The following is a 24,161-nucleotide window of genomic DNA, read 5'->3' on the forward strand; positions in this document are numbered from 1 at the left end:
ACCCTCTTAGCGCGCGGGCTTGGCGGGGGCCGCCATCTGCGCTTCGAGCAGGGAGATGCGGGCCCTGATGGCTGCGATGTCGGCTTCGCGTTCGGTCACCTTGCGGGCCAGCGCCTGCACGGCGCCCAGGGTCACGCCCGCGAGGTCGCCGGGGGCCAGGCTCCTGTCGTCCTGCCCGAGCTGGAAGATCTTGCGGAAGTCCTCGGCCATGGGGCCGACGTGGCGCTCCTGCGCGGGGCTGGACTTGTAGCGCCAGTGGTAGAGCGGCAGGCTCAGCACTTTTTCCAGCAGGGTGGTGCCGTTGACGGGTTCGATGCCCGTCTTGAGCGTGCGGCTGGAGCCGGTGCTCAGCGTGCCGGTGATGGCCAGGTTGCCGTTGGCGGCCAGCGTGAACTGCGGTGTGCCCGCGCCCTGCGTGGCCAGGGTGAGGGCCGTGCCGGAGGTCATGTCCCAGCCGGTGGCCGGTGCCATGGTGAAGCGCAGCGTGGCGGGGCCGTTGTTGGCCAGGTTCAGCAGGGTGCGCGGGGCGGCTGTGCTGTTGGTCTCCTGCACCAGGACCTGGGCGGTGCCGTCGTTGCGCAGCACATGCAGCGCGGCGGACGGCGATGCGGTGCCCAGGCCGACGTTGCCCGATGCGGCAATGTCCAGGCTGCTGGTGGGCGCTCCAGGGCGGATGCGCAACGGCAGGCGCGAGCCGCCTGTGAGGTCGCGCACGAAGAAGTTGGCCTCGTTGGAAGCGATGTCCCAGGTCTGCGCCGTGAAGCCGCCCGCCGAGGTCTGTTCCAGGCGGACCCCGGGCGTGTCGCCCGTCAGGGCGTGCACGTCCAGCACCGGCGTGGCGGTGCGCAGGCCCAGGTCGCCGCCGGAGCTGACGTAGAGGCTGTTGGTGGGGGCCCCGGCACTGACGGTGAAGACCTGGTTGCCGGAGGTCGCATCCTCGATGGCGAGGTAGGAGGCGCCGCCCGAGGCGGTGTCGTTGGCCTTGATCCGCCAGTCGTTGGTGGGAAACGGGCTATTGCTCGTGTCCTGGAAATGGATGATGGGATTGGCTCCCTTGAGCCGCACCGTGTCAAAACCGAAGTTCTCGTTGTTGACGCAGTCGAGGCCCGCGCACACGCTGCCCTGCACGATCAGGTCGTCCGCAAGCAACTGGTCCTTGGTGGAGAACGTGGTGGCCGCCGACTTGGGGCGCGGTACGGGCGCGCTGGACTCGGCGCCGCCGACCACCAGCTGGCCCTGGGCCACGACAAAGGAGCCGGAAACGATGCGCTGGTGCAGGGTGGCCTGGGCCAGCGCGGGGTCCATGACGAGCGGGGGATCCAGGCTCAGCTCATAGAAATAGCGTCCGTCGGCCAGGCCCGCCCGCTGGGGCTCGAGCACGATCGGGGCGCGTGGGAACGCCATGTCGCTGACGGTGCCGTCGGGGCGTGCCAGCCGCAACTTGCCCGCGCCGTGGGGTTCGTTGGCGGTCCAGGTGATGCGCTCGCTCTGGCGTGTCGTGGTGATGGACGCAGCGGGAGCCTGCGCGGCGCAGGTGGCGCCGACGAGGCTCGCCATCAGGGCCATCGCGGTTCGGTGCAGGAAGTTCATGGCGGTGGTCTCAAAAGCGGGTGGAAGCGCACGGGAAGGCCGGTAAGGCATCTTTGCGACACCAGTTACCCATGGAAACACTTGAGTTTGAGCGACCGGGACTGCGGCGTCAATCCGCAGTTGCGCACGGGAGAGGGGTTGTGGGGGCCGAAACCCTCTCCCGCGCGCCAGGCCCGCCCCTGCGGCGCGTGGGAGGACGCTTCAGCCCGCTTCCGGGATCGGGGCGCGCATCCCGGCGTTCACCAGGTTCCAGGCGTTGATCACGGCGATCGCAAAGCCCAGTTCGGAGATTTCGGTCTCGTTGAACACCGCCTGCAGCTTCGCGAATTCCTCGTCGCTCGCATCGCTGTGGGGCGTGGCGGTGATGATCTCGGCCCAGCGCAGGGCGGCGCGTTCACGCTCGCCGAAGAACGGCGCCTCGCGCCAGCCGGCCACGGCGTTCAGGTGGCGCGGCTCCATGCCGTCCTTGACCAGGTAGGTCCAGTGCATGTCCATGCAGTACGCGCAGCCGTTGATCTGTGAGACGCGCAGGAAGACGAGTTCGGCCAGGCGCGCGCCCAGTGGTCCCTTCTTGAGGGTTTCCGACAGGCTCACCAGGCCCATGAAGGCCTTGGAAGACAGCTTGTGATAGGGCAGGCGGGCGGTGTGTTGGGTGGTCGATGGCATGGCGGGTCCTTGGATGTGAATGGCAATGGTCCGGGGTAAAAACGTCGGGCATGAAGGCTGCGGTGGTGTTGCTGCTGCTGCTGCCTTTCATACTGGTTAGACGTGGCCGGGTCTGCCGCTGTGACACGGTGCCCCGAAAAAACCTCAGCACGTCACCCCAGCGTGTCCGGGATGCCCGCCAACTTGTCCGGGTTGCGCACGGCATAGATGGCCACAATGCGCTCGCCGTCCGTCACGAACGCCTGCGCCGATTCGATGCGGCCGTCCACGTAGCGCAGCAGGCCGGGTTCGCCGTTGAGGAGCGCCATGCGGTAGACCACCAGCGCGCCCAGGCGGCGGAACTGCGCCCAGTACAGGTTGGCGATGCGGAACGGCCCCACCAGCGGCTTGGGAAAGGATGGCACCTTGCCGCCGCCGTCGCCAATCAGCTGCGCGTCTTCGCTGAGCAGCGCCTCGATGGCGTTGCGGTCGCCGCTTTGGGCGGCCCGCATGAAGCGCTGCAGCAGCTGGTGGTGCACGGCCTGCGGCACCTCGAACCGGGTGCGCGCCTGCTGCACGCGCTCGCTGGCGCGGTGCACCATCTGGCGGCAGCTGGCCTCGCTCTTGCCCAGCTGCGCGGCGATCTCGGGGTAGTCGTAGTCGAACACCTGGCGCAGCAAAAAGGCCGCGCGCTCCTCCGGCCCCAGGCGTTCCAGCACGTACATGAATGCCACCGACAGCTCGCCCGCCAGCTCGGCGGCCGCCTCGGGGGTGTCGTGGTGGTGCGGTGCGTCGCCGTGGTGGTGGTGCAGCTCCACCAGCGGCTCGGGCAGCCACCAGCCCACGTAGGCCTCGCGCTCGGCCTTCAGCACGCGCAGCCGGTCGATGGCCAGCCGCGTGACCACCGTCACCAGCCAGGCCTCGGCCGACTGCAGTACAGCGGTGTCCTGGCGGCTCCAGCGCAGCCAGGCGTCCTGCAGTACGTCCTCGGCATCGGCGCGCACGCCCAGCATGCGGTAGGCAATGCCGAACAGGCGGGGGCGCAGGGTGGTGAAGGGGTCGGTGGATGCGGGGTGTGTGGTCATGGCGGTGTCGGGTGGCGTGCGGCAGGCAGGAGCGTGTGGGAAGACTGTTCCGTGGTCCTGCACAGACGTTGGAGGCAGCGGTGGTGTGACAGGGCGGCCTTGGTTGCTTTTATTTTGATAGCTATTGGCGCTTGTCGGTAAAGCGCTGGAGGCATTTTTGAGCAGAGCCGAAGGCTGGGAGGAATGACCGTGTTGTACGCAACCGGGCGTGCGCAGGCAACCCCCGCGCGGGGCCCGTGACAGGGAAGGGACGGCCCGCGGAAAGGCCTGCGGCGCCCTGGCCGGGCCGTCATTGCACCGGGCTGCGCGATGGTTCACAGTGCGGGTTTCCATCCCGCAACCCAAGGAGCGCAGCATGGCCCATGCATTGAACTGGTTCGAGATCCCCGTGACCGACTTCACCCGCGCCAGGACTTTCTACGAGACGGTGTTGGGCATCACCATTGCGCCCATGGAAATGGGCCCGACCAAAATGGGGATGTTGTCCTCCGACCCCGCCGCCGTGGGCGGTGCCCTCGTGCAGGCGGAGGGCAGCGTACCCTCGCAGAACGGGACGATGGTGTACCTCAATGGCGGCGAGGACCTGGCCCCCCTGCTGGCGCGCGTGGAGCCGGCGGGCGGGGCGGTGGTGGTGCCGAAGACGGAGATTGGCAACGACTTCGGCTTCTTTGCCCACTTCATGGACACCGAGGGCAACAAGGTCGGGCTGCACTCGATGAAGTAGCGGGCGCGGACCCATCGGGAGGACCGCCGGTCACCCCGCCGGTTCGCCCACGCTCCCGGGCTCCGTCAGCCGCTCCAGCCGCGCCAGGAAACCCATGGCCTGCTCCGTGCTGGTGCCACACATCTCGGCCGACGGCATCAGCCCCCCGCACACCGCCGGCCGCTCGGGTTGCCCAAAAATGAGGCAGCGCGCACCGTCCCCCAGCTGAATGCACCGCACCCCCGCCGGTTTGCCCTGGGGCATGCCCGGGATGGGCGAGCTGATGGAGGGGGCGGTGCAGCAGGCGCCGCAGCCGGGGCGGCAGTTCATGGGTGGTTACTATTATTTATATAGCTGCTAGCGCTTATGAATAAAGCGCTAGAGGCCAATTTGATTCAAATTTTGACGTTCACTGGCCAGCGGCAGCACCGCCGTGCAGGCGGCTGGATGCCCACAGCACCTGGTCGACCACGGCGCGCACGCGGTCGCGGTGGGCTTGCTGGATGAGAGCGCCGCCGTCGTCGAATGCGCTGCCGGCCGAGCCCAGCGCAAACGCCTTGGGTGCCAGCCAGCATTCGGCGTTGATGAGCAGGGGCGCCAGGTGGCTTTGCGAGCGCAGGCCGCCCAGGGCGCCGGGCGAGGCGCTGAGCATGCCCACGACCTTGCCGCGAAAACTCTTGCCGCCGTCCTGCCAGTCGGGGTTGCCTTTGACCGGGCTGGAGGCCCAGTCGATGGTGTTCTTGAGCAGGGCGGTGTAGCTGCCGTTGTACTCGGGCGAGCAGATGACCCAGGCGGGGTGCTGCCACAGGATCTCCTTGAGCCGGATCACGTCCGCCGGTGTGCCCTGGGCTTCGAGGTCGGCGTTGTACAGCGGGATGTCGAAGTCCGACAGCTCCAGCAGCGTGACCGTGGCGCCCGCGTCGCGTGCGATGGTGGCGGTGGCGTGGGCCAGTTTGCGGTTGAAGGACTGCTGGCGCGTGCTGCCGGCGAAGATCAGGAGGGAAGGTGTGTGGGGCATGGTGCCTGCGATTGGAGCACAGGCGCGTGGCAGGATTCCTGCAAGCCGGGAGGCCGGTGCGTGGCGCTGTGCCAGCGCGGCTACGTGCGGCGACCCGCAAGCCGCCCCACCAGCGACCCCAGCGCCGCCATGAAACAACCCAGGCTGAGCAGCGCGCGCCACAGGTTGGCGGCGTTCCACCGGTCGCGCACCTGGGCCCAGCCGGCGGGCAGGGCCTGGGGGTTCCAGGCTTCGGTGGTGTGGTTGAGCGGCAGGTTGACCTGCTGGGTGAAGAACACGATGCCCAGCAGGTAGGCCACGCCCACCCCGGCCAGCAGGCGCCACCATGGCGCGCGGTGTTCACGCCAGGCCGTGGCCAGGGCCAGCGCGCACCACAGCGGCGGGCCAAAGAACAGCACAAAGAACAGCGCGTGCCGCACGTTGCGGTTGAAGGCCGATTGCACGGTGGCGTAGATGGCGCCGTCCATCTGCAGCAGGGCCAGGTTGACGTTGGCGCTGTAGGTGCCGAAGAACCCTGCCATGAGGCCGAGCCACACCACGGCGAGGGCGTGGGGGATCAGGGAGAGCGGGGGCGGCGCGTTGCTGGGGTGCTGGGCGGTGGTCATGGGCGGGCTGGTGGGGGTGATGCCCGCACTCTGCCGGTAAGCCGCCCCCAGTGCCTTATCCTTTGATAAGAGCGGCTCACAAAACTCCCCTGGCGTCGTTGTTCCGTCTTGTCGTACCGCTTGTACTGCCTGCGACGGAACGCCTAGCCAGGGCCGCTACGCTGAGTTTTGCTAGCCGCTCTAAGCCCCATCTCGCTGCGCAGGCGCGACAGCGAGACATCGGTCACGCCCAGGTACGACGCCAGGTGCTTGAGGGCGATGCGCTCGGCCCATTGCGGATGCTGCTCCAGCAAACGGGCGTAGCGCTGGCGGGCGCTGAGCTGCAGAAATTCCTGCTCGCGCTGCATCTTGCCGTCGAGCAGGGCGCAGAGCACCCGGTGCTCCAGCGCGGCCCACGGTGCCCAGCCCGCGCCGGGCAGGGGGCGACTGGAATCGGTGGGCAAGGGCAGCGCCCACACCACGCTGTCTTCCAATGGTTCCACGTGAAACATCACCGGCTGCTGGCGCAGTGTGGGGGTGATGGGCCAGCACAGGGCGTCGTCCAGAAAGAAGTTCTTGTTGGATTCGGCCCCGTCGCGGTCCAGGTAAAACAGCCGCAGGGCGCCGCGCTCCACCCACCACAGGTGCCGCCAGTATTCGCCTGCCCGCAGCAATGGCTGGCCACGCTCCAGCACGCGCCGTTCGGCGCGTGCCCACCAGGCTTCCACGGCCGGGGGCGGGGCGCCAAGCAACTCGGTCAGAAAGAGGGTGAGGGGGTTGGAAACAGACACGGCCTGCGCAAAGTGGGAAAATCGCGGGTTGCCTGCTGGGGCGCCGGGCGCGCCCACCACCAGCAGGGCCGGTGTGCGGCGCCTTGGGTAGGGTGCTCCTGTGCTACCGGGTGTTTTGATTATCGGGCCCGCCAGGCCCCGGAGTGTCCCCATGTTGTATCCCCAGGAATTTGATGTGATCGTTGTCGGCGGTGGCCATGCGGGCACCGAGGCCGCGCTGGCCGCCGCGCGCATGGGCAGCAAGACGCTGCTGCTCACGCACAACATCGAGACGCTGGGGCAGATGAGCTGCAACCCCAGCATCGGCGGCATCGGCAAGGGCCACCTGGTGAAGGAGGTGGATGCGCTGGGCGGCGCCATGGCGCTGGCCACGGACGAGGGCGGTATCCAGTTCCGCATTCTCAACAGCAGCAAGGGCCCCGCCGTGCGTGCCACGCGCGCCCAGGCCGACCGCATCCTCTACAAGGCCGCCATCCGCCGCATGCTGGAGAACCAGCCCAATCTGTGGCTGTTCCAGCAGGCGGTGGACGATCTGATGGTGGAGGGCGACCGGGTGGTGGGCGCCGTCACGCAGGTGGGCATCCGCTTTCGCAGCCGTACGGTGGTGCTCACGGCCGGGACGTTCCTGGACGGCAAGATCCATGTGGGGCTGAACAACTACGCGGCCGGCCGGGCCGGGGACCCGCCTGCGGTGTCGCTGTCGGCGCGGCTCAAGGAACTGAAATTGCCCCAAGGCCGCCTGAAGACGGGCACGCCGCCGCGCATCGACGGGCGCAGCATCGATTTTTCGAAGTGCACCGAGCAGCCCGGCGACGGCATGCCCGGTGGCGTGAACGAGGGCACCGTGCCCGTGTTCAGCTTCATGGGCAACGCGCAGATGCATCCCCAGCAGGTGCCCTGCTGGATCACCCACACCAACGAGCGCACGCACGAGATCATCCGCAGCGGCTTCGACCGCAGCCCCATGTTCACCGGCAAGATCGAGGGCGTGGGCCCGCGCTACTGCCCGAGCGTGGAGGACAAGATCAACCGCTTTGCCGACAAGGACAGCCACCAGATTTTCCTGGAACCCGAAGGCCTGACCACACACGAGTACTACCCCAACGGCATCAGCACCAGCCTGCCGTTCGACATCCAGTACGACCTGGTGCGCAGCATGCCAGGCCTGGAGAATGCGCACATCCTGCGCCCTGGCTACGCCATCGAATACGACTACTTCGACCCGCGCTCGCTCAAGAGCAGCTTCGAGACGCGGCAGATCCAGGGCCTGTTCTTCGCCGGGCAGATCAACGGCACCACGGGCTACGAAGAGGCGGCGGCGCAGGGCCTGTTCGCCGGCATCAATGCCGCGCTGCAGTGCCGGGGCGAAGCCGCCTGGCTGCCCGGCCGCGATGAGGCCTACCTGGGCGTGCTGGTGGACGACCTCATCACCAAGGGCGTGACCGAGCCCTACCGCATGTTCACCAGCCGGGCCGAGTTCCGCCTGCAGCTGCGCGAGGACAACGCCGACATGCGCCTGACCGAAGCAGGGCGCCGCATGGGCCTGGTGGACGACGCGCGCTGGGATGCCTTCAGCCGCAAGCGCGATGCGGTTTCACGTGAAACAGAGCGTCTGAAAGCCACCTGGGTGAACCCGCGCAACCTGCCCGCGGCCGAGTCGGAGCGCGTGCTGGGCAAGAGCATCGAGCACGAATACAACCTGTTCGAGCTGCTGCGCCGCCCGGATGTGAACTACGCCAGCCTGGTGTCCATGGACGGCGGCAAGTACGCCTCCAGCGAGGTTTCACGTGAAACACTGGGGCCCTTGAGCGAGCCCGTGGTGGAGCAGGTGGAGATTGCGGCCAAGTATTCGGGCTACATCGACCGCCAGAAGGGCGAGGTGGAACGCGCCGCGCACTTCGAGAAACTGCGCCTGCCGCCCGACCTGGACTACATGCAGGTCACGGCCCTGAGCATCGAGGCGCGCCAGGTGCTCAGCCGCCACCGGCCCGAGACCCTGGGCCACGCATCGCGCATCACGGGCATCACGCCGGCGGCGATCTCGCTGTTGATGGTGCATCTGAAGAAGGGTGGCTTCAAGGAATTTGCCGTCGCCCCGTCCAAGGCTGAAGGCGAAGTCGCGGCATGACGATGACCGTACCCCACAACGACGCATTGCGCAGCCAGTTGCAGGCGGGTGCAGATGCTCTGGGCCTGGGCCTGGGCGATGACCAGGTCAGCCAGCTGATGGAATTTCTGGCCCTGCTGCAGAAGTGGAACAAGGTCTACAACCTGACCTCGGTGCGCGACCCGCAGGAGATGATGACGCACCATTTGCTCGACAGCCTGGCGGCGGTGGCACCGCTGCGCCGGCAGGTCGCCACCCTGGAGCAACAGGGCCTGGCAGCGGGCTCGGTGCGCCTGCTGGATGTCGGCTCGGGCGGCGGGCTGCCCGGTGTGGTGTTCGCCATCTGCTGCCCGGCGGTGGATGTGAGCTGCGTGGACACGGTGGGCAAGAAGGCGGCATTCATCCAGCAAGCGGCGGTGTCCTTGAAGCTGCGCAACCTGCATGGGGTGCATGCGCGCGTGGAGACATTGACGACGCCGTTCGACATCATCAGCTGCCGTGCGTTTGCTTCGCTGCCCGACTTCGTGACCTGGTCGCAGGGTGCGCTGGCCGCGCCCCACGGCGTGTGGCTGGCCATGAAGGGCAAGCACCCAGAGGACGAGATCGCCGCCTTGCCCGCGGGTGCGTCGGTGTTTCACGTGGAACCACTGACTGTCCCGGGCCTGGAGGCCGAGCGCTGCATCATCTGGTTGAAGCCCGCCTGAGGTTTTTTGGGACGGGTTTGCCGGCTGCTGACATGCGGATGAGGGAGCAGGGCGGGGTGGTCGCTTAAACTCGGCTGCTCATCGTGGGTGCGCCGCATGTCGCGGCACCCCCTCCAGATCCAGCACACCGGGAGAGATCATGTTCGGCATCGCAGACTACGGCGCCTTTGTCGCCGCCATCGTGTTGTTCCTGCTCATTCCGGGCCCCGGGAATCTGGCGCTCATCACCTCCACCAGCAAGGGCGGCGTGCGCGGCGGCATGGCCGCCACCATGGGCGTGATCGCGGGCGACCAGGTGCTGATGTGGGCGGCGGTGGCCGGGGTGGCGGCCTTGCTGGCCACGTACCCCACGGCGTTCCATGCGGTGCAGTGGCTGGGGGCCGCCTACCTGGCCTGGCTGGGCTTCAAGATGCTCACGGCCAAGCCGGGGGCGCAACCCATCCTCAACATCCAGCCGCGCCACTATTTCAAGCAGGCGGGGCTCATCACCCTGCTCAACCCCAAGGCCATCGTGTTCTACATGGCGTTCTTCCCGCTGTTCGTGGATCCGGCGCGCCACCAGGGCATGCTGACCTTTGGCGTGATGGCGGCTACCGTGGCGGTGCTGACGTTCCTCTACGGGCTGGTCGCCGTGCTGCTCACGCACCACCTGGCCGCGCGCATGCGCGCCAACCCGCGCATCGGCCGCGTGCTGGAAAAAGTGGCGGGCGTCTTTCTGATCGGCTTTGGCATCAAGCTGGCCATCTCCAAGTAAAACAACGACAACAACACGGACTGCAACACCCACATGGCCAAAATTTTCTGCGTTGCCAATCAGAAGGGTGGTGTTGGCAAGACCACCACCACCGTGAACCTTGCTGCCGGGCTGGCCAAGATCGGCCAGCGCGTGCTGATGGTGGACCTGGACCCGCAGGGCAATGCCACCATGGGCTCGGGCGTGGACAAGCGCAGCCTGGACCTCACGGTGTACGACGTGCTGCTCGAATCCGCCTCGGTCAAAGAGGCCGCCGTGCTGTCGGAAAAATGTGGCTACTGGGTGCTGGGCGCCAACCGCGAGCTGGCGGGCGCCGAGGTGGAACTGGTGGCGCTGGAGCACCGCGAAAAGCGCCTGAAGGCCGCGTTGGCAGAGGCCGATGGCGACTACGACTTCGTGCTCATCGACTGCCCGCCGTCGCTGTCCATGCTCACGCTCAACGGCCTGTGCAGCGCCCACGGCGTGATCGTGCCCATGCAGTGCGAATACTTCGCGCTCGAAGGCCTGACCGACCTGGTCAACACCATCAAGCAGGTGCACGCCAACCTCAATGCCGACCTGCAGATCATCGGCCTGCTGCGGGTGATGTTCGACCCGCGCATCACCCTGCAGCAGCAGGTGAGCGACCAGCTCAAGGGCCATTTCGGCGACAAGGTGTTCAACAGCGTGATCCCGCGCAACGTGCGCCTGGCCGAGGCGCCCAGCTACGGACTGCCCGGTGTGGTGTTCGACCCGGCCGCCAAGGGCAGCCAGGCCTTTGTGGAGTTTGCGCAGGAGATGGTCGAGCGCGTGCACACCATGCCGGTGGCAGCATCTTCCATGGCAAAAATGGCCCCTAGCGCTTGATGGGCAAGCGCTGATAGCTATTGAATTGATAGTAATGAAGGCTTCCAACCTCCTGCTGCTGCCCGGCTGGCAGAACTCCGGCCCTGATCATTGGCAAACCCTGTGGGAGGCCCGCTATGGCTACCACCGCGTGGAGCAGCACGACTGGATGCGCCCGCTGCGCGGCGACTGGTCGGCGCGGCTGGAGGAAACCGTGGTCGATGCCGATGGCCCCGTGGTGCTGGTGGCGCACAGCCTGGGCTGCATCCTTACCGCGTGGTGGGCTGCGCATTCGGCCAACGCGCACCGCGTGGTGGGCGCGCTGCTGGTGGCGCCGGGCGATGTGGAACGCCCCGACCTGGCCGCGCAGATCCACGGCTGGGCGCCCATTGCACGCAAACCCCTGCCGTTCCCGGCCGTGCTGGTGGGCAGCCGCAACGATCCGTATTGCAGCCTGGAGCGCGCCGAAGGTTTGGCGCAGGCCTGGGGCGCGCGCTTCATCGACTACGGCGAGCGCGGCCACATCAATGCCGAATCGGGCCTGGGCGATTGGGATGAGGGGCATGGCTGGCTGCTGCAGCTGGCCAACCCGGCATGAGCCGCTGGGCCTTGTGGCGCGTGGTGCGCCGTGTAGCTGTCAGCTACCGAATTTCTCAGTGATCCGATCCATGACCAAAATCAACCTGCCCGCCATCGCCGACCAACTTCCCCGCGCCTGGAGCTCCACGGTCGTGGGCCAGGCCGCAGGCGCCAACGTCAAGGTGCTGCGCATGGACGACGCCGCCTACTCCGACGAGTCGCACGACTTTGACGAGGCGCTGCTGGTGCTCGACGGCTGCATGCGCCTCGCCCTGCAGGGGCAGGTCACCGAGGTGAACGCGGGTGAGGTGTTCATCGTGCCCGCTGGCGTGCCCCACGCGGTGGCACCGGGCAGCCATGGCACGCTGGTCATCATCGACCGCTGAAGACTCTTTCCCCATTCCTTTTCGCGAGAAGCATTTCATGGTCACCAAAAAACCCAAGGGCCTCGGCCGAGGCCTCGAAGCCCTGCTGGGCCCCAAGGTCGAAGAAAAAGTGGAACAGGCCCAGGCGGCCGAAGCCGGGCTGCCCAGCAGCCTGCCGCTGTCTGAACTGGTGCCCGGCGTGTACCAGCCCCGCACGCGCATGGACGAAGGGGCGCTGTATGAGCTGGCCGAGTCCATCAAGGCCCAGGGCATCATGCAGCCCATCCTGGTGCGGCGCCTCACGGGCGGGGAGCACGCGGGCAAGTACGAAATCATCGCGGGCGAGCGGCGCTTTCGGGCCTCGCGCCTGGCGGGCCTGGCCGAGGTGCCGGTGCTGGTGCGCGATGTGCCCGACGAGTCGGCGGCGGCCATGGCGCTCATCGAGAACATCCAGCGCGAAGACCTCAACCCGCTGGAAGAAGCCCACGGGCTGCAGCGCCTGGTCAAGGAATTCGGGCTCACGCACGAGCTGGCCGCGCAGGCCGTGGGCCGCTCGCGCAGCGCCGCCAGCAACCTGCTGCGCCTGTTGAACCTGGCCGAGCCCGTGCAGACCATGCTGATGGCCGGCGACATCGACATGGGCCATGCGCGCGCGCTGCTGTCGCTGGACCGCGCCGCGCAGATCACGGCGGGCAACCAGATCGCGGCCAAGAAACTGTCGGTGCGCGAGGCCGAGGCCCTGGTCAAGAAGATCGGCGCCGAGTTCAGCCTGGTGCCGCAAAAGCCCCAGAAGGAAAAGTCGCGCGACTTGAAGCGCGTGGAGGAAGAACTCTCGGACCTGCTCATGGCCGAGGTCGAGGTGCGCGTGAAAAAACGCGTCAAGCGCCACGGCCGGGTGGAGGACATGGGCGAGCTGGCGATCCAGTTCGGCTCGCTGGAGGCCTTGAACGGGCTGATCGACCGCCTGCGGGGTCAGGCCTAGCCTTCTTGTGCCGGGGATGTGTGAAATAGCGCACACAAGCGGTTTCCACACGTAACTTGCGCAGGCAAAATGCGTCTGTGCGGGGCCTACACTGCGCTGCGTTCAACACACCCGGGTTGACCGCAAGGCCTCTTCACAGGGCGGCGATACAGCCGCCCTGCGGCCCACGATGGTTTGCCGGGTGATCCATGCATCTCCTGGAGCAGACCCCCATGACCCCTTTGCGCTTCGTCCTGACCCCCGCCTGCCTGGCCGTTGGCCTGTGCATCGCCAGCCTGGGCGCCCAGGCCCAAAACACCAAAGCCCCCAAGGTCCAGCTGTGGATGGACGTGTCCACCGGCACCATGGCGGGCATGCCCGAGATGGACAGCCTGCCCGGCGGCCTCATGGGCGGCGGCGCGCAGGGCAGGGCGGGCGGTGGCAACACGGCCTACGGCAACGCCCGCGCCATGTCCATCATGCCGCCGCGTGTCATCGACATCGCCTTGCACAACACCCTGCGCCCCGGCGTCGAGGCCAGCCAGACCATTCCGGCGGGCATGCGCATGGGCGAATCCCTGCAGCTGGTCCCCCCGCGCGCACAGCCCACCCAGACCGAGCCGGGCGAGGTGCCCCAGGAATACCAGCAGCACCAGCCCAAGGGCCGCATCCTGCTGTACTGGGGCTGCGGGAGCGCGGTGCGCGCGGGCCAGCCGCGCGTGATCGACCTGGCGCGTGCCAAGCCGTCCGACTATGCCCAGGCCTTCGCCGGCCGCGCCGTGCCCGACCGGGGGCCGCGCGTGGGCCCCTCCTATGCGCTGTACCCCAACGAACGCAACCAGGTGAGCCTGTCGGCGGGCAGCTCCCTGGTGGGCGAACACCAGGTGCGCGGCGATGGCGTGCCTGCATCCATGAAGTTCACGCTCGGTGCCGCGCAGGACCTGATGCCCGCCATCGACCTGCGCACCACCGGCAAGCCGCAGGACAGCATGGGCACCAGCTGGCAGCCCGTGCGCAATGCGCGCGCCTACTACCTGCACGCCATGTCGCAGAACGGGGACGACCTCGTGATGTGGTCCAGCGCCGAAACGCCCGACACGGGCATGGGCCTGTTCGACTACCTGTCGCCCGCCACCATCGACCGCTGGCTCAAGGAGCGTGTGCTGCTCTCGCCCGAAACCACGCAGTGCGCCATCCCGCAGGGCATCTTCGCGGGCGGCGGGCGCGATGCCACGCCCATGCTGCGCATGATGGCCTACGGCGGCGAAAGCCACATCGTGCACCCCCCGCGCCCGGCCGACCCCAAGGCAGCCTGGGAGCCCGAGTGGGCCGTGCGCGTGCGCGTCAAGTCGCACACCATGGCCATGCTGGGCGAAGAGATGCAGGGGCGGCGCGGCGGCAGCATGGGCGCGGCACCCGGCGCACCCTCGGGCGGCGCCTATTCCAGCGGCATGGGCGGCGCGCCGGCAGGCCAGCAGCCAGCGGGCGAGGGTGGCACGGATGCGGGCAACGTGGTCAACCCCGTCAACCTGCTGCGCGGCATTTTTGGCCGCTGAGCACGAACCCATGCTGGCCCTGCGCATGCCCTGGCCCCTGCCCGCGTTGCTGGCGTGGGCGTGCGCGTGGCTCATTTTTGTGGCCCTGCAGCGCGCGGTCCCACCGGTGGCGGCCTTGCTGGCCGCCTGCCTGATCGGGACGGCGGCCAGCGTGCTGGGCGGCAGCTGGTGGCGGCGCGGGCTGATCGCGGCGGGCTTTCCGCTGTCGCTGGCGCTGCTGGGCGCGGCCAGCCTGCCCACCTGGGCGTGGCTGGTGCCGCTGGCGTTGCTGCTGCTGGTCTACCCGCTCAACGCCTGGCGCGATGCGCCGCTGTTTCCCACGCCCCACCATGCGCTGCAGTCCCTGGCCTCGCAGGCCCCGCTGCCGCTGGGGGCGCGGGTGCTGGACGCGGGCAGCGGCGTGGGCGATGGCCTGAAGGCACTGCGCCACGCCTACCCGGCCGCGCAACTGGAGGGCATCGAATGGAGCTGGCCCCTGCGCCTGCTGTGCGCCCTGCGGTGCCCCTGGGCCCGCGTGCGGCGCGCCGACATGTGGGCCGAGGACTGGAGCCCCTACCGCATGGTGTACCTGTTCCAGCGGCCCGAGAGCATGGCCCGCGCCGCCGCCAAGGCCCAGGCCGAGCTGGCGCCCGGCGCGTGGCTGGTGAGCCTGGAATTCGCAATCCCCGGCGTGCTGCCCAGCGTGCAGCTGCGCGCGCCGGGGGGCCGCGTGGTGTGGCTCTACCGCATGCCGCTCAACCGCGTGGAGGCATGACATGCCACTGTTCCATGGCGATTTGAGCCGTTCGGCGCGGTTACAGAAAAGATACAAGCTTTTGCTACATTGCGTCCCTGGCTACAACCCCATACAAAACTACCAAGAAACTCACAGCCAGAGGGGGCTGCCAGCAGCACGTGAAAGCGCCGGGAGGGGGCGCACGCGCAGCCAGCACCTTCCTTGTCCGGATCTCCCATCCTGCAGGCGCTTTCCGCCGTCGCGGCGCACCTCCCTGACCGGTGCGCGCCTGGCGTGGCGCGGCCTTGCGCGTGGGCAGTGCCGGGGTTTTCTGGTGCGCAACCGACCGACCTGCAAGGAGCATCCATGACCGCCCACCCATCCCGTTTCCGCCCGCGCCTTCTGTGGGTGCTGGCCCTGAGCGCCGCCCTCACGGGCTGCGCCACCATGCAGAGCCATGACAAGCTGGCGACCGACATGCAGAACGCCGGGCGCAGCGGCGGCATTCCCGCGGCCATCGCCCAGCTCGAGAGCACCGCCAAGACCGAGGAAGAAAAGACCGCGCTCCTGTTCAACATGGAACGCGGCGAGCTGCTGCGCATGGACCGCCGCTACCCCGACAGCACCAACGCCTTCCTGCTGGCCGACATCAAGGTCAAGGAATGGGAAGAAACCGCCAAGACCAACCCCAGCAAGCTCATGGGCACCGTGGGCGCCGCGCTGATCAGCGAACGCCTGAAGGTCTATGAAGGCCAGGACTATGAAAAGGTGTGGGTGACCACGCGCCTGGCGCTCAACCGCATGGCCGTGGGCGACTTCGAGAACGCCCGCGTGGACATCAAGCGCACCCACGAGCGCGAGGCCATCATTGCCGAGTTCCGTGCCAAGGAAACCCTGGCGGCGGAAGAAGAAGCCAAGTCCAAGGGCGCCACCTCGGGGGGCAAGGAACTCAACGGCTACCCCGTCGAGACGCTCAACGACCCCGAGGTGCTGGCCCTCAAGAACGGCTACCAGAACGCCCTTTCGCACTACCTCGCCGGCTTCCTGTACGAAATGCTCAACGAGCCCGGCCTGGCCGCGCCCGGCTACCGCAAGGCCATCGAGCTCAAGCCCGAAACCGGCGTGCTCGAAGAAGGCCTGCGCGGCCTGGACACCCGCACCGGCTTCACCTGGAAGCGCCGCCAGCGCATGACCGACGTGCTCTTCATCGTGGAAGCCGGTGACGCCCCCGCGCGCAAGCCCAAGGCCTTCACGCTTCCGGTGCCCACGGGCCGGGGCATGGTCACGGCCAGTATTTCCTACCCCGTGATCGAGCCGTCCAAGGACGCGCTGCTGACCACCATCTCCGCCGCGGGCACCGACCTCAAGCTCGAAAAGGTGGTGGACGTGAACGTGATGGCGCGCCGCGCGCTCAAGGACGAAATGCCCGGCATGGTGCTGCGCGGCTTCACCCGCGCCGTGGCCAAGGGCGTGCTGCAGAACGAGCTGCAAAAGCGCGGCGGCCTGATCGGCGGCATCATCGGCGCGGCGGCCTCGGTGGCCACCGAGCAGGCCGACGACCGCATGTGGCGCATGCTGCCCGGCCGCGTGTACGTGGCCCGTGGCTACCTGCCACCGGGCGAGCACGTGGTGAGCGTGAACGGCCGCCAGCTGCCCCAGCCCATCAAGATCGACGGCCAGTACGCCCTGGTGCCCCTGCGCATGTACGACAACAGCGTGCTGACCGGCGATGTGGCCATGCTGGGCCAGCTGCCCACCGTGGCCGCCGCGCCGCAGCCCGCCGCCGCAGAGCCTGCCACCACCGTGCGCACGACGACCACCACCACCAGCCGGACGCGCTCGGTGCCCAAGTCGGTGGTCAAGTCCACCTCGGCCACGCCCGCGCCCGCCGCCAAGAACTGAAACCGCACATGTCCCATTTCCAAGGAGCCTCTGGCATGAGAACCCGTTTTGCCCTTGCCGCCGCCGCACCCGCCATCGCGTGCGCGGCCCTCACCCTGACCCTGGCCACCGCGGCCCGCGCCCAGCTGCACGACCCGGCCACGCCGCTGGCCGTGGCCTCCAAGGTGGCGCTGCGCGGCGAGGCCAACAGCATCGCCGTGCGCGAGATGCGCATCGTGCGCAAGAACGACATCCTCGTCGTGCAGGCCGACATGGCCAACATGGGCCGCACCGACCGCACCGTGTTCTATCGCTTCAAGTGGCTGGACAACGTGGGCAACCAGGTGGGCGACGGCGAATCGTGGAAGCAGATGAGCGTGCTCGGCCTGGGCCAGCAAACCGTCAAGAGCGTGGCGCCGACCAGCGCCGCCGTCGACCTGCGCCTGGAAATGAACGTAGAACCGCGCTGAACACCACAGTGCCGACCGGAGAAAACAACATGCAACGCAACACCATTCAGCGCACCACGCTCATCCTGGCCTTCGCGGCCAGCACCCTGGCCCTCTCGGCCTGCCAGAACCTGTCCTCGCCCACCGTGCGTTTTGACCGCCAGGTCAACTACGGCGACGCCAAGGCCGTCGAGCTGGTGACCAACGAGTTCGGCTCCACCGACCTGCAGATGATCGCCGAGAAGATGACCGGCGGCCTGCTGGAAACCGGCATCTTCCAGGGCCGCCCCACGGTGACGATCTCCACCGTGAAGAACAAGACCAGCGAGTACATCGACACCACCAACGTGATGAACTCGATCCAGACGGCGCTGGTCAAGTCGGGCAAGGTGCGCTTCGTGCGCTCCATCAACGAGATGCAGGCCGGTGTGGACGAGCTGCAGCGCCAGAACCAGAGCGGCCTGTACAAGCAGGGCACCACCGCCAAGGTCGGCCAGATGACGGCCGCCAAGTACAGCATGGAAGGCGAGCTCACCAGCATCGTCAAGCAGAACAACGCGACCAAGGACGTTTACTACAAGTTCACGCTCAAGCTGTTCGATGTGCAGGAAGGCACGATCGAGTGGCAGGATGAAAAAGAGATCCGCAAGACAAGCAAGCGATAAGAAGTAGGCAACCCCCTGAGCGGCTGCGCCGCTTCCCCCTTTCTCTCGCGCTGCGCGCGGGAAGGGGGACGCCGCCAGTGCGGCGGGGCGGCCCTTGCACGGCGGCGGCTGGCCTGGGCCGCGCCAGTTTCGAAGGATGAAGGTGCTCCGGCCCGCATCGCTCGACCCATTCATGAATTTCCGTCAGCTCACAAGGAGCACACCATGCAACGCAGAATCACCCTCCACACGGCCCTGGCCGTGATCGCCGCCACCACCATGGCGTGGGGCACCGCCGCCCAGGCGCAGCAGCCGGGCGCCGCGCCCAAGATCGCCGTGACGGACCTGGCCTACGCCCAGCGCGTGTCCGAATATTTCCTGGCCGGCACCTACCAGCGCAGCAGCCAGATGAGCGCGGGCGGCAGCCACAGCGGCGGCTACAGCGCCGGGCCCTACGGCGGGGGCGGCTCGCACTCGGGCAGCCACCACATGCAGGCGTCCGAGCAGGCCAGCGGCACCTACGTGGCTGGCCGCTACAGCTACATCGAGCAGCGCGAGCTCGGCGGCTACACCAACGACATCAAGGGTGCCATCCTGCAGGGCACCTACTTCCGTCTGATCCAGGGCAAGGGCTTCGACGCGGGCAAGCCCCAGCCCTCCAAGGCAGAGCAGGTGCTCAACCAGGTGCAGGGTGGCAAGATGGCCACGCCCCAGGTGCAGCCCCAGGTCAACGACGTGATCAGCCGGATCAAGAAGGGCGAGTTCAACGGCGCTGACTACGTGCTGTTCGGCGTGGTCTCCAGCATCGACTTCACCGATGCGCTCTCGCCCCTGCAGGGCACCACCAGCGCCACGCGCCAGTACGGCCTGCAGCTCCTGGCCGACTTCTCGCTCATCAACACCAAGACCTACGAGATCAAGGCCGCGTTCTCCGCCCAGGGCGAAGGCAACGACACCAAGATCCTGTCGATCCGTGGCGACATCGCCCCGCCCAACCGCGCCAAGGTGATCCGCGAGACCTCGCTGTCGCTCGCGCAGGACGTGTACCAGCAGATGGCCATGCAGCTGGGCTACACCGACGCCCACCTGGCGCGCGGCGTGCGCCCGCCGCCGGTGTACCAGCAGGGAGGCCAGCCCATGCCCGTGCCGCAGCCCCAGCAGCCCGAGCAGGTCCTCATCCTGAAATAAGGGCATCCCTGGGCCGGGGCGTGCCGGTTTTGACTGGATTGCCCCGTTCCGTTTGATGGATAAGCGCAATATGCTATTGATTTGGTAGCATTTTGCGGCCTCAGGCGCCTGGCGGCGCGCCAGTGGCAGGCGCAGCGTTCCGGGTCGCCGCAGTCGTGCCAGACTTCGGCTGTGCTCAACGTCCAACGCTTTTTTTCTTGTGCCGCGCCTGGGCGGTCCCTGGCCAGCCCTGCGCTGGCCTTTTTCGTGGCCACGGCCGGGGCCGTGGTGCTCGGCGGCTGCGCCGCGTCGCCACCGCCGTTCTATGCGGCGGCCATGTCCGGATCGCTGGTGAATGTGTACGGGCCCGAAGCGTCCGCGGACGCGCCCCAGGCGCCCCCGCAGGCCCCGGCGGCGCCGACCCAGGCCCCGCCGCCGTCGGAGCCGTTTGCACCGCGGCCCCTGCCGGGCGCCGATGGCGCGACGCTCCAGGCCCTCGCGCGCAGCGAGCGCACGGCACCGCTGCGCTACCGCGTGATCGTCATCCCCGGCTCCGGCTGCGCGGGCATGGGCCCGATTGCAGACCGCTATTTCGCCGGCCTGCTGCACGCGCAGGTGCTGGTGCTGCACAAGCCCGGCGTGGACCCGCAGGCGCGCACGGCCCCCGGCGACTGCGCGCGCGAATTTGTGCAGCAGGACCGCCTCTCCACCTGGCTGGCCCACGCGCGTGCGGCCCTGGTCGCGGATGCGCGGCAGCGCGCGCGCGACGGCGCGCCCGCGCTGCCGCAGCTGCTGGTGGGCATCTCCGAAGGGGCCGAACTCTTGCCCGCCCTCGCCCCCGAGGTGCCGCAGCTGGCGGGCCTGGTGCTGCTGTCGGCCAGCGGGCTGGACCCGCAGGAGGCCGGCAGGCTGCAGGCGCAGCGCCTGGGTGCGCAGGAAGACTGGGAGGAACTGGCCCGCGTGGTGGCCGGGAGCCGGCCCGACACCGCCGTGGCGCAGGGCCGCAGCCTGGGTTACTGGCGCGACCTGTGGAGCTGGCCGCTGACCCTGCCGCTGGTGCAAAGCCCCTGGCCCGTGGTGCAGGTGTGGGGCGGCGAGGATGCCCTGGTGCCCCCCGCCGCATACGAACGGTTTGCCGAACTCGCCGCCTTGCGCACCGAGCCCTATTGCGCGCGCAGCCTGCCCGACGCGGACCATGGCCTGCAGCGCCGCGCCGCCGGGGCGGATGGCGTGCAGCAGGTGTGGGCCTGGGCAGAACAATGGGCACGGGACCCGGCCGCAGGCCTGTGCGCGCCCTTGTCGCGGTAACAGGCCATGGCGCAGCGCCACCTGCCGCCGCCTGCATGCCAGCCAGGGGCGCGGCGCATGGAGTGGTGGTGGCCCCGGGGCTGCGCGCCCGTCGCGGTGCCGTGTCTGAGCCTTCTCTTCCTCTTCCTCCTCCTCGCGCCCGCCGCGTTCGGCCAGACGGCCTCGTGCGCTGACTTCCTGGCCGTGCAGCGGCACGAGCCGCCGGGGCTTGAATGGACCGGCTGTGCCGAAGGCCATCTGCACCAGCTGCGCGCGCTGACCGCGACCTATCGGGTACCGGGCGCGCAGGCGGCGGCCGTGGAGCGCTACCTGGCACGCCACACCGGCATGGCGCGGCTGCACTTCGTGTGCTGTGGCTGGGAGCCCCGCAGCCGCCACCGGGGGCGCGAGGGCACGGGCAGCCTGCCGGGGCCGCAGGGCTTGGCCTACCGCGTGTCCATGCACTCGGGCGAAACGCTGGTCACGCGCCGCGGCGGCTGGGGCGCCATCCCGTGGTTCGAGGTGAGCGTGGCCCTGCCGCTGGAGCCGCCGTAGCGCAGGGGGCGCGGCCTACCGTGGCCGGTACATCTTGAACAACTGCTCCGGCCCCACCGTGAAGTAGTCGGCCGGGCCCCCCGCGCGCAGGATGTGGCCGGCGTTGGCGGTGTCGTACACGCCGTCCTTGAGCAGCCGCTGGTCGATGTGCACGGCCACCACCTCGCCCAGCACCAGCCAGGTGGGCACCTGCACGCCGTCTGCGCCCTGCAGCTGCAGGATCTGCGTGCTGCGGCATTCGAAGGTGACGGGGCTTTCGGCCACGCGGGGTGGGCGCACCTGCGTGGACGGTCGGGGCGTGAGGCCGGCGAGCGTGAACTCGCTGACCTCGGGCGGCGCGTTGGCGCAGCTCTGGTTCATGGCCTCGGCCAGGTCGCGCGTGGCCAGGTTCCACACGAACTCGCCGGTCTCCTGCACGTTGCGCACCGTGTCCTTGAAGCCGATGCTCGCGAAGCCCACGATGGGGGGCACGTAGTTGAACGCGTTGAAGAAGCTGTAGGGCGCGAGGTTGGTGGCTCCGGCCGCGCTCTGCGTGGAGATCCAGCCGATGGGGCGGGGGCCGACGATGGCATTGAACGGGTCGTGCGGCAGGCCGTGGCCCTGGCGGGGTTGGTAGCTGTGGATGGCGGAGTCGGGCATGGCGGCGGGGCGGCGAAGGCAAGGAATGCCCATCGTAGGGCGATCTCAGGGCGCCTGCGGGCCCGGGGGCATTGCGGTGGCCTCGGCCTGCGCCTGCAGCCAGGCGCAGAACACATCGATCCGGGGGTGGGCGCCGGCGCGGCGGCGCAGCACGTAGTCGTAGCCCGAGGCCGCGAAGCCCAGCGGCGCCACCAGCCGGCCGGCCCGCACGTCGTCCAGCACGAGGTGCCAGGGGGCCACCGCCACGCCCAGGCCGCGCACGGCGGCCTCCAGGGTGAAGTAATAGTGTTCGAACTCGGGGCCCGCGGGTGGGGCGGCAGGCACCGGCGCTCCCGTGGCGGCCGCCCACATGGCCCAGGCGTTGCGCCGCGTGCGCGTGTGGAGCATCAGGGGCTGCAGGGCGGGAGCGGCCATGTCGGCGGGCTGGCGCAGGGCCACGCGCCCGGCGAGCGCGGGGCTCAGCACCGGGCCCAGGTGTTCGGGGAACAGCCGCGTACAGGCCGGGGTGTCCCGCGCCGCGCCGGGCTCCTCGGCGGTGATGGACACGTCGCAGCGCGCGGGGGCGGCCCCGGCGCCTGCGTCGGCGGTGGCGGTGGTGCGCAGGCGCACCTCGATGCCCGGGTGCCGCGCCTGGAAGTCGAACAGCCGGGGGATCAGCCATTTCACGGTGAAGGTGCTGAAGCAGGCCACGTCCAGCGGGCCTCGGCTGCCGTCGCCGATCTCGCGCACGGCCTCGGCGATGTGCGCGAACGCGGTGGTCAGCACGGGCTGCAGCACGCGCGCCGCCGGGGTGAGCGTGGGGCGGGCCTTGCTGCCGTCGAACAGGGGCACGCCTAGGTGCTGCTCGAGCTGGCGCACCTGCCGGCTGATGGCGCCGGGCGTGACCGACAGTTCGTCGGCCGCCGCGGTCATGCGGCCCAGGCGGGCGGCGGCCTCGAAGGCGCGCAGGGCGCCCAGTGGGGGCAGGCGGGGGCTCATCTTTGTGAGTTTAGTGCACAAGGCTGCGGAGAAATCATCGCTTTGCAGGCGGTAGAACGATAGCAACAATGGCCCATGCCATCAGCGGCAATGCGTGGATCGCCTGGGGGCTGCGCTGCCCGCTTCTGCCTATTTAATTGACTTCAGGGAACATACGAGAACACCACCATGCCTTTCATCCGCACCCATGTTCCGCAAGACACCCCCGCCGCCACGCGCACGGCCATCGTGCAAGGCGTCCACCAGGCGCTGGTGGACAGTATCGGCATGCCGCCGGACGAGCTGTTCAACCTGGTGGCCGGCTACGCGCCCGGGGAGTTCGCCTGCAGCCGCACCTTCAACGGCGTGGCCCGCTCCGACCGCGTGGTGGTGCTCGAGATCACGCTGCGGCGCGGGCGCAGCGATGCGATGAAGCGCGCCCTGTACGCCGCCATCGCGCACAACCTGCACACCCTGGCGGGCGTGGCGCCGGCCGATGTGTTCATCTTCCTGCACGAGAACGACTATTCCGACTGGTCCGTGGGCCACGGCCGCTTTGCGATGGACCTGGTGCAGCAGCGGGTCGCGCCGGGCTGAGGGGCGTGGTCCCATCCGGCGACGTCCGTTTGCTGCAAATTTGATAGCTTTTGGCGCTTTCCGGCCGTGCGCTAGGCCATGTTTTTGCCAATGAACCCGCTGGGCGGCTGCCCCATCGCCGCCTTGAACATCGCGGAGAACGCGCTTTCGCTCGCGTAGCCGCTGGCCGCCGCCACCTGGCCCACGGGCTCGCCGCGCGCCAGGCGGGGCAGGGCATGGGCCAGCACGGCCTGGCGGCGCCACTGTGCGAAGCCCATGCCGAACTGCGCGCGGAACAGGCGGGCCAGCGTGCGCTCGCTGGCGCCGCTGTCGGCCGCCCAGTGCTGCAGCGTGGCGTAGCGGCCGGGCTCGTGCAGCACGGCCTGGCACAGCGCGCGCAGGCGCTTGTCGCTGTGGGGGCCGGGCAGCGGCACGCCCAGGGCCAGGCTTTCGGCCTGGCCGATCTCATCGAGCACCAGCGCGGTCAGCGCGGCCTCGCGCGCGGGGCCGGGGTGCGGGCCGCCCACCGGGTCCAGCGCCGACACGAGCTCGCGCAGCAGGGGCGTCACGGCCATCACGCGGCAGTTCGCGCCGCCAGCCGGCACCACGCCGGGGTCGATGTAGAGCGTGCGGAAGGCGGCCGCCTCCAGCACCGCCACGGCGTGCAGCGCGCCGGGGGCGATCCACACCGCGCGCGAGGGTGGCACGATGTACGCGGTGGCGGTGCCCGGTGCGTGCACGCTCACCTGGACCACCCCGCTGGCGCAGTAGGCCAGCTGGCCCCAGGCGTGGCGGTGCGGCTCGAAGTGCGTATCGGCCGGCATGTCGCGCGCCCGCACCCGCACGGGGCTGGCGGGCGTGGGGGTGAACGGGTCGGTGTCGCCCAGGGGAGCGGCTTGGCTGGTACGGGCCATGGCGGGTCGAAAAAAGCAGAAAAGGGGGCGTGGCCGGCGTGCCCCGGATCAACGGTTTGGCGCAAATTCGCCGAAAGCTGTCGTTCCGTCGCATTCCAGAAACCCGGGGC

The 24,161-nt window shown here is 68.9% G+C and carries 27 protein-coding genes; 17 read left to right on the forward strand and 10 right to left on the reverse strand.

Translation table 11 applies throughout. From position 1 onward, the window contains the following. Positions 1 to 6: 6 nt before the first annotated feature. From KW843_RS17360 to KW843_RS17370, 3 genes are all read right to left on the reverse strand, one after another. Positions 7 to 1,590: a tail fiber domain-containing protein gene (locus KW843_RS17360; protein WP_218296413.1), complete on the reverse strand. Its 1,584-nt coding sequence runs from the start codon at positions 1,588 to 1,590 to the stop codon at positions 7 to 9. 201 nt (positions 1,591 to 1,791) lie between these two features. Further along, positions 1,792 to 2,256 (reverse strand): carboxymuconolactone decarboxylase family protein, encoded by a 465-nt coding sequence (locus KW843_RS17365; protein WP_218296414.1) that lies wholly within the window; start codon positions 2,254 to 2,256, stop codon positions 1,792 to 1,794. A 152-nt stretch (positions 2,257 to 2,408) separates the two neighbouring features. Then, positions 2,409 to 3,320 carry an RNA polymerase sigma-70 factor gene (locus KW843_RS17370; RefSeq protein ID WP_218296415.1) on the reverse strand — a complete coding sequence of 304 codons (912 nt, stop codon included), beginning with the start codon at positions 3,318 to 3,320 and terminating at the stop codon, positions 2,409 to 2,411. Positions 3,321 to 3,675: 355 nt separating this feature from the next. On the opposite strand from KW843_RS17370, the gene KW843_RS17375 reads away from it, so the two are divergent. After that, the gene (locus tag KW843_RS17375; protein ID WP_218296416.1) at positions 3,676 to 4,044 is read left to right on the forward strand and encodes a VOC family protein; all 369 of its coding nucleotides are present in this window, start codon (positions 3,676 to 3,678) and stop codon (positions 4,042 to 4,044) included. A 30-nt stretch (positions 4,045 to 4,074) separates the two neighbouring features. Here the strand turns inward: KW843_RS17375 and KW843_RS17380 are convergent, their stop codons facing one another. The 4 genes from KW843_RS17380 to KW843_RS17395 form a co-directional block, all read right to left on the reverse strand. After that, positions 4,075 to 4,353 (reverse strand): YkgJ family cysteine cluster protein, encoded by a 279-nt coding sequence (locus KW843_RS17380; protein ID WP_218296417.1) that lies wholly within the window; start codon positions 4,351 to 4,353, stop codon positions 4,075 to 4,077. A 79-nt stretch (positions 4,354 to 4,432) separates the two neighbouring features. Next, on the reverse strand, positions 4,433 to 5,041 hold the full coding sequence (locus tag KW843_RS17385) for an NADPH-dependent FMN reductase (RefSeq protein ID WP_218296418.1): 609 nt from the start codon (positions 5,039 to 5,041) through the stop codon (positions 4,433 to 4,435). Between the two features lie 80 nt (positions 5,042 to 5,121). Further along, positions 5,122 to 5,646 carry a DUF1772 domain-containing protein gene (locus KW843_RS17390; RefSeq protein WP_218296419.1) on the reverse strand — a complete coding sequence of 175 codons (525 nt, stop codon included), beginning with the start codon at positions 5,644 to 5,646 and terminating at the stop codon, positions 5,122 to 5,124. Positions 5,647 to 5,789: 143 nt separating this feature from the next. Further along, complete coding sequence (locus tag KW843_RS17395; RefSeq protein WP_370628514.1) at positions 5,790 to 6,416, reverse strand: Crp/Fnr family transcriptional regulator; 627 nt, start codon at positions 6,414 to 6,416, stop codon at positions 5,790 to 5,792. A 151-nt stretch (positions 6,417 to 6,567) separates the two neighbouring features. Between KW843_RS17395 and mnmG the strand changes: the two genes are divergently transcribed. From mnmG to KW843_RS17470, 15 genes are all read left to right on the forward strand, one after another. Continuing rightward, on the forward strand, positions 6,568 to 8,544 hold the full coding sequence (mnmG, locus tag KW843_RS17400; protein WP_218296420.1) for a tRNA uridine-5-carboxymethylaminomethyl(34) synthesis enzyme MnmG: 1,977 nt from the start codon (positions 6,568 to 6,570) through the stop codon (positions 8,542 to 8,544). A gap of 2 nt (positions 8,545 to 8,546) precedes the next feature. Then, on the forward strand, positions 8,547 to 9,227 hold the full coding sequence (rsmG, locus tag KW843_RS17405) for a 16S rRNA (guanine(527)-N(7))-methyltransferase RsmG (protein WP_218296715.1): 681 nt from the start codon (positions 8,547 to 8,549) through the stop codon (positions 9,225 to 9,227). Positions 9,228 to 9,366: 139 nt separating this feature from the next. After that, complete coding sequence (locus KW843_RS17410; protein WP_218296421.1) at positions 9,367 to 9,981, forward strand: LysE family transporter; 615 nt, start codon at positions 9,367 to 9,369, stop codon at positions 9,979 to 9,981. 33 nt (positions 9,982 to 10,014) lie between these two features. Continuing rightward, positions 10,015 to 10,827 (forward strand): ParA family protein, encoded by an 813-nt coding sequence (locus tag KW843_RS17415; RefSeq protein ID WP_218296422.1) that lies wholly within the window; start codon positions 10,015 to 10,017, stop codon positions 10,825 to 10,827. Between the two features lie 34 nt (positions 10,828 to 10,861). Further along, positions 10,862 to 11,404, forward strand: a complete 543-nt coding sequence (locus KW843_RS17420; RefSeq protein ID WP_218296423.1) for an alpha/beta hydrolase — start codon at positions 10,862 to 10,864, stop codon at positions 11,402 to 11,404. 70 nt (positions 11,405 to 11,474) lie between these two features. After that, positions 11,475 to 11,771: a cupin domain-containing protein gene (locus KW843_RS17425; RefSeq protein WP_218296424.1), complete on the forward strand. Its 297-nt coding sequence runs from the start codon at positions 11,475 to 11,477 to the stop codon at positions 11,769 to 11,771. 37 nt (positions 11,772 to 11,808) lie between these two features. After that, positions 11,809 to 12,732, forward strand: coding sequence for a ParB/RepB/Spo0J family partition protein (locus KW843_RS17430; RefSeq protein WP_218296425.1), 924 nt, complete (start codon positions 11,809 to 11,811; stop codon positions 12,730 to 12,732). A gap of 212 nt (positions 12,733 to 12,944) precedes the next feature. Continuing rightward, positions 12,945 to 14,267 carry a hypothetical protein gene (locus KW843_RS17435; protein ID WP_218296426.1) on the forward strand — a complete coding sequence of 441 codons (1,323 nt, stop codon included), beginning with the start codon at positions 12,945 to 12,947 and terminating at the stop codon, positions 14,265 to 14,267. 10 nt (positions 14,268 to 14,277) lie between these two features. Beyond that, positions 14,278 to 15,021 (forward strand): class I SAM-dependent methyltransferase, encoded by a 744-nt coding sequence (locus tag KW843_RS17440; RefSeq protein ID WP_218296427.1) that lies wholly within the window; start codon positions 14,278 to 14,280, stop codon positions 15,019 to 15,021. A 327-nt stretch (positions 15,022 to 15,348) separates the two neighbouring features. Then, a complete protein-coding gene (locus KW843_RS17445; RefSeq protein WP_218296428.1) occupies positions 15,349 to 16,884 on the forward strand; it encodes a COG3014 family protein in 1,536 nt (511 codons plus the stop codon). 35 nt (positions 16,885 to 16,919) lie between these two features. Next, positions 16,920 to 17,333 (forward strand): YcfL family protein, encoded by a 414-nt coding sequence (locus tag KW843_RS17450; RefSeq protein ID WP_218296429.1) that lies wholly within the window; start codon positions 16,920 to 16,922, stop codon positions 17,331 to 17,333. Positions 17,334 to 17,362: 29 nt separating this feature from the next. After that, a complete protein-coding gene (gene lpoB, locus KW843_RS17455) occupies positions 17,363 to 17,977 on the forward strand; it encodes a penicillin-binding protein activator LpoB (protein ID WP_218296430.1) in 615 nt (204 codons plus the stop codon). Positions 17,978 to 18,181: 204 nt separating this feature from the next. After that, a complete protein-coding gene (locus tag KW843_RS17460; RefSeq protein ID WP_218296431.1) occupies positions 18,182 to 19,144 on the forward strand; it encodes a hypothetical protein in 963 nt (320 codons plus the stop codon). A 171-nt stretch (positions 19,145 to 19,315) separates the two neighbouring features. After that, entirely contained in the window at positions 19,316 to 20,431 is a 1,116-nt protein-coding gene (locus tag KW843_RS17465) for an alpha/beta hydrolase (RefSeq protein WP_370628515.1), read from the forward strand. Positions 20,432 to 20,437: 6 nt separating this feature from the next. After that, a complete protein-coding gene (locus KW843_RS17470) occupies positions 20,438 to 20,965 on the forward strand; it encodes a DUF4952 domain-containing protein (protein ID WP_218296432.1) in 528 nt (175 codons plus the stop codon). Positions 20,966 to 20,980: 15 nt separating this feature from the next. Here KW843_RS17470 and KW843_RS17475 read toward each other — a convergent pair whose 3' ends face one another. Continuing rightward, a complete protein-coding gene (locus KW843_RS17475; RefSeq protein ID WP_370627745.1) occupies positions 20,981 to 21,637 on the reverse strand; it encodes a flavin reductase family protein in 657 nt (218 codons plus the stop codon). Between the two features lie 12 nt (positions 21,638 to 21,649). Further along, positions 21,650 to 22,582, reverse strand: a complete 933-nt coding sequence (locus KW843_RS17480; RefSeq protein WP_218296434.1) for a LysR substrate-binding domain-containing protein — start codon at positions 22,580 to 22,582, stop codon at positions 21,650 to 21,652. A gap of 168 nt (positions 22,583 to 22,750) precedes the next feature. On the opposite strand from KW843_RS17480, the gene KW843_RS17485 reads away from it, so the two are divergent. Then, entirely contained in the window at positions 22,751 to 23,158 is a 408-nt protein-coding gene (locus KW843_RS17485; RefSeq protein ID WP_218296435.1) for a tautomerase family protein, read from the forward strand. 71 nt (positions 23,159 to 23,229) lie between these two features. Here KW843_RS17485 and KW843_RS17490 read toward each other — a convergent pair whose 3' ends face one another. Next, positions 23,230 to 24,051: a helix-turn-helix domain-containing protein gene (locus KW843_RS17490; RefSeq protein WP_218296436.1), complete on the reverse strand. Its 822-nt coding sequence runs from the start codon at positions 24,049 to 24,051 to the stop codon at positions 23,230 to 23,232. Positions 24,052 to 24,161 lie beyond the last annotated feature (110 nt).

Origin of the sequence: Acidovorax sp. sif1233 (genome assembly GCF_019218755.1) — a bacterium.
Classification (GTDB): Bacteria; Pseudomonadota; Gammaproteobacteria; order Burkholderiales; family Burkholderiaceae_C; genus Acidovorax.